The organism is Micromonospora sp. D75 (assembly GCF_018070405.1).
Lineage (GTDB): Bacteria > Actinomycetota > Actinomycetes > Mycobacteriales > Micromonosporaceae > Micromonospora > Micromonospora chalcea.
The window spans coordinates 1-4,583 of record NZ_JAGPXV010000497.1 but is presented as its reverse complement, the minus strand read 5'-3'; the positions used below and the strand labels follow the sequence as shown (position 1 = coordinate 4,583).

Here is a 4,583-nt window from a genome sequence, read left to right as displayed (position 1 = left end):
GTCGGCGTCGTCGTCGCTGAGCGTCACGTCGATTTCGGTACGCATCACCGCGAGCGGTGTCCGCAGCTCGTGCGAGGCGTTCGCGACGAACCGTTTCTGTGCCTCGAACGCGCCGCTGATCCGGTCCAGCATCGCGTCGAACGTCTCGGCCAGCTCGGCCACCTCGTCGTCGGCGCCGGACCAGCCGATCCGCTCGTCGAGCGTGGCCTCGCCGAGCCGGCGCGCGGTGGCTGTCACCTGGTGCAGCGGGCGCAGCGCCCGGCCGGCCACCAGGTACGCCCCGGCCACCCCGACGACGCTGATCGCCACGAGCGCGAGCAGTCCCTTGACCAGTAGTTCCTGCGACGCCGCGTCGACCAGTTGCCGCTGCCACTGCCCGGCGTCGAGGGTGCGGCCGTCGGTGAGCACCACTGTGGTGCCGGGCAGCAGCTCGTCGGTGGGGCGCAGCGCGTCGCGGACCAGCAGCCAGGCCAGCAGCACCAGGATCGCCCCGGCGCCGACCAGTAGGACGCCGTTGAGCAGGGTCAGCCGCAGCCGCAACGTCGGCCGCACCCGCCGGGTGCCTACGCTCACTGCGTGCGGCCGATCCGGTAGCCCGCCCCGACCACCGTGTCGATGAGCGGCGGGTCGCCCAGCTTCTTGCGCAGCGTCATCACGGTGACCCGGACGATCGTGGTGAACGGGTCGGTGTTGGCGTCCCAGACCCGTTCCAGCAGCTCTTCGCTGGACACCACCGCGCCGCGCGCCTTGAGCAGCTCGGCGAGCACGCCGAACTCCTTGTTGGTGAGGTCGAGCGGCACGCCACCACGGGTGACCACCCGCCGGGCCGGGTCCAGCACCAGGTCGGCCACCTCCAGCACCGGCGGCGCGGCCGGGGTGGCCCGGCGCCCGAGCGCCTGCACCCGCGCCACCAGCTCGTCGAACGCGAACGGCTTGGCCAGGTAGTCGTCGGCGCCGAGCTGCAGCCCCTCCACCCGGTCGGCGACGGTGCCGCTCGCGGTGAGCATCAGCACCCGGGTCAGCGCGCCGGAGGCGGCCAGATCGGCGCAGATCTGGTCGCCGTGCACACCCGGCAGGTCGCGGTCCAGGATCACCACGTCGTACCGGGTGACGAACGCCGCCTCGTGGCCGGCGTCGCCGTCGTACGCGACGTCCACCGCCATCCCGCGCTTGCGCAGCCCGCGCGCGATCGCGTCGGCGAGGTTGCGCTCGTCCTCGACCACCAGTACCCGCATCCCGGCCTCCCGCCTCGTGACCTCTGACAACCTAGTGCCGCCGGCCAAGTGTGTCGCCGGAGGAGCTGCCCCGGCGGCGCATGATCCGCCCGCCGTCCACCGGGTCGCTCTTCCGCACCTGCGCGGATTTCTGTGACTGTCAGTGAGATTGGCGACGGCGCGCCGCTGCGTCACGCACCGTCACCGACGGTTGCTCCTCCACGCGAGACTGCCGCCGAGTCAGAAGCCGTTGACCTGCAGATATGCCAATTCGGCCGTCGGGATCTGCGATGCCCTTCCGTCGACTTTGCTCTGCAGCCCGATACGCACTTGTTGCGGTGAGTCACCGTTGCGTCGATGGTTGCAGAGCAAAGTCGGCGCAGGGTGAACCCCGGGAGCTCACGTCACGGTTACCTTCGGTGACGAAAATGCAGTCAGGTGGGCCGCCCCATCGACTCGCTACGCCCCTGATCACACCGGGCCCGGCGAGCAGGCGGACCCTCCCGCGCGGCTGGCCCGAACCCACTGGCCGACCCGTCCAGCGCGGGGCCCGCACCCACCGCCGTTGCACAAAACCTTCGGGTACGCGATGCTCAGCGGCAATGATCGACAAGCACGCGGTCGAGACACCCGATCCACGCCGGGCGGCACCCCGATGACCGGCCGCGACATCGCGTACCGCCGGTTCCGTTTCCCGGCGGACCGGGACGTGGGCCTCGCCGACGGGCTCACCGCGGGGCCGGCCGGGCTGGCGCTCGACGGCGCGCCCGGCCGCCTGACCCACACCGATCCGCACTCCGGGACCACCGCCGAGTACGCCGCCGGGAGCTGGACCTCCCCGGTGACGCCGCTCGGCTTCGCCGCCGTCGAGCTGGTGCCCTCCTGGACCGCGCACACGCCGGCCGGCTGCTGGCTGCGCGTGGAGCTGCGGGGCTGGGCCGGCGACGCGGCCTCCACCGGCTGGTACGAGCTGGGCAACTGGGCCGCCGACGACAGCACGGTGCACCGGGCGTCCGTACCCGGGCAGGCGGACGACCGGGCGCGGGTGGCCGCCGACACGCTGCGGGTGACCGGCGCGACGGTGACCGGCTGGCAGGTGCGGGTGACGCTGCTGCGCCGCCTCGACGCGGCGGACGGTCCGGCGCTGCGCACGATCGGCGTGGTCGCCTCCACCGACCCGCCCGGCGTCGGACAACGAGCCGTCGCAAGAACCGATGCCGGCGCGGGCGGCGCGCGAGGGCGGGTGCTGGACGTGCCGCGCTACGCGCAGCGGCTGCACGCCACCGGGGAGACCCGCTGGGGCGGCGGTGGAGACTCCTGGTGCAGCCCCACCTGCGTGTCCATGGTGCTCGACTTCTGGGGCGCCGGCCCCACCCCGGACCGGTACGCCTGGGTGACGCCGCCCGGCCCCCGCCCGCGGGTGGTGCACGCCGCCCGGCACTGCTTCGACCACGCGTACGCCGGAGCGGGGAACTGGCCGTTCAACACCGCGTACGCGGCGACGCACGGGGTGGACGCGTTCGTCACCCGGCTGCGTTCGCTGGCCGAAGCGGAACTGTTCGTGGCCGCCGGCATCCCGCTGATCGTCTCGGCGGCGTTCACCGCCGGGCAGGTGCCGGGGCTGGACTACGACACCCGGGGGCACCTCATCGTGCTGGCCGGCTTCACCGCCGACGGCGATCCGGTGCTGAACGACCCGTACGCGCCGGACGACGGGCGGGTCCGCCGCACCGTGCCGCGCGCGCCGTTCGAGCATGCCTGGCAGGTGGGCAGCGGCGGCGTCGTGTACGTGCTGCGGCCCGAGTCGACGCCCCTGCCGCCGCCACCGGCGCAGGCCAACTGGTGATCAGCGTCCGGCCGGCCAGATCGCCATGCCGCCGGTCGGGCGCAGGCACACCAGCTGCGTACCCGTATCCGCGCACTCCGACCAGGCGCCGGGCAGGATCCCCCGGATCCGCACCTGCCCGGCCGCCACGTCCAGCGCGCCGACGAGCGTCCGGTCCTCGGTGAGCGTGCGCAGCCCGAGCAGCGGCCCGGACGGGAGGTCGTTGCCCGAGACGCGCCAGCGGCCCAGCCGGGCCAGCACCCGGCCGGTCGGCGGGTCCAGCGCCGACAGTTCCAGCTCCTCCCCGACCCCGCGCTCGGCGGCGATCAGCCGGTCGCCGACCGGTCCCATCCCGAGCCACCGCTCGTCGGTCCAGGCCGGGCGGCCGGTGGCCGGATCGAGGGCCTGCGCGCCGCCCACCTGGTTGCGCAGGCACACCATCCCGGCGCAGTCGGCGAACCAGAGTCCGGCGCGGGAGCCGACCGGCAGGCTCCACCGTTCCTCGAGCCGGTCCAGCCCGTACCCGGTGACCGAGCCCCGGGCGTCCTCGACCAGCAGCAGATCGGCCACCACCTGGGCGTACCGGTAGTCGGCGCGGCCGGCCGCGGGCGCCACCCGGCCGGTGTGCGCGACGGTGCCCGCGTCCGCGTCGTACACGGTCACCCGGCCCTGCGGGGTGACCAGGACGAGCTGTGTCACCCCGTGGTCGTCGCGGCGGTACCCCACCTCCTGGCCCGGTACGGGCAGCGTCCACCGCACCGCGCCGGAGGCCGGGTCCACGGCCCGTACGGTGCCCGCGCCGGGCGGGCGGGGGTTCTCCAGCAGCAGCCCGCCGGAGGCGGTCGGGACCGGGTATCCGGGATGCCGCCAGCGCAGCGTGCCGGTCGCCGGGTCGAGCATCGCCGACACCGAGTCACCGTCCCCGGCCGGGCTGCTCGTCACCAGCAGTCCCCCGGCCACGGTGGTGAGGCCGAGCACGTGGTCGCCGTCGGTCAGCGCGAACCGCCACGCCGGTTCCCCGCCGGGCAGCCGGTACGCGGCGACCACCCGCCCGCCCCGGCCGGTCGCGCCGGGGCCGTCGGCCACCACCACCCGGTCCGGCCGGACCACGAACGCCGCGCCCTGCGGGGCGGGAATCCGGATCGGCACGGGCCTGGGCGGCGGACCGGCGGCAGCGTGCACGACGAGCAGCACCAGTACGCCGAGCAGCGCCACCCGGGCCGCCGGGCCGGGCGGCCGGCGGGGCGGCGCGGGTTCCGGCTCGTCGGCGGACTCGCCGTGCCGCATCTCGCCCAGTTCGATCACCGGGCTCACGGCAGCCGCCGCACCACGTAGTCACCTGCGGGCCTGCGGCAGACCAGCAGCGTCACGCCGGTCGTGCAGTCGGTCCCGGTGATCACTCCCCTGATCGGGGGCGGACCGCCGGACAGGTCCATCTCGGCCAGGAGCTGCCGGCCGCCGCCCAGCAGCCGGGTGGCCAGCAGCGGGCCGCCGGACCCGTGCTGCGGGGCCAGGGTCCAGCCGCCCAGCTCGGCGATCAGACG

At 74.9% G+C, this 4,583-nt stretch carries 4 protein-coding genes and 1 pseudogene; 1 reads left to right on the top strand and 4 read right to left on the bottom strand.

The annotated features are described in order from the left end of the window. A partial coding sequence (locus tag KBX39_RS24035; protein ID WP_210872616.1) for a HAMP domain-containing protein occupies positions 1–573 on the bottom strand: 573 nt, incomplete at its 3' end. Further along, on the bottom strand, positions 570–1,235 hold the full coding sequence (locus KBX39_RS24030; protein ID WP_043325656.1) for a response regulator transcription factor: 666 nt from the start codon (positions 1,233–1,235) through the stop codon (positions 570–572). The genes KBX39_RS24035 and KBX39_RS24030, both read right to left, overlap by 4 nt. 634 nt (positions 1,236–1,869) lie before the next feature. Here KBX39_RS24030 and KBX39_RS24025 point away from each other — a divergent pair. Beyond that, positions 1,870–3,060: a peptidase C39 family protein gene (locus KBX39_RS24025; protein ID WP_247660517.1), complete on the top strand. Its 1,191-nt coding sequence runs from the start codon at positions 1,870–1,872 to the stop codon at positions 3,058–3,060. Here KBX39_RS24025 and KBX39_RS24020 read toward each other — a convergent pair whose 3' ends face one another. Next, positions 3,061–4,353, bottom strand: a complete 1,293-nt coding sequence (locus tag KBX39_RS24020; RefSeq protein WP_210872614.1) for a PQQ-binding-like beta-propeller repeat protein — start codon at positions 4,351–4,353, stop codon at positions 3,061–3,063. It lies immediately after the preceding gene. Beyond that, positions 4,350–4,583, bottom strand: a pseudogene (locus KBX39_RS24015) (hypothetical protein); the annotation flags it as partial. The gene KBX39_RS24020 and the pseudogene KBX39_RS24015, both read right to left, overlap by 4 nt.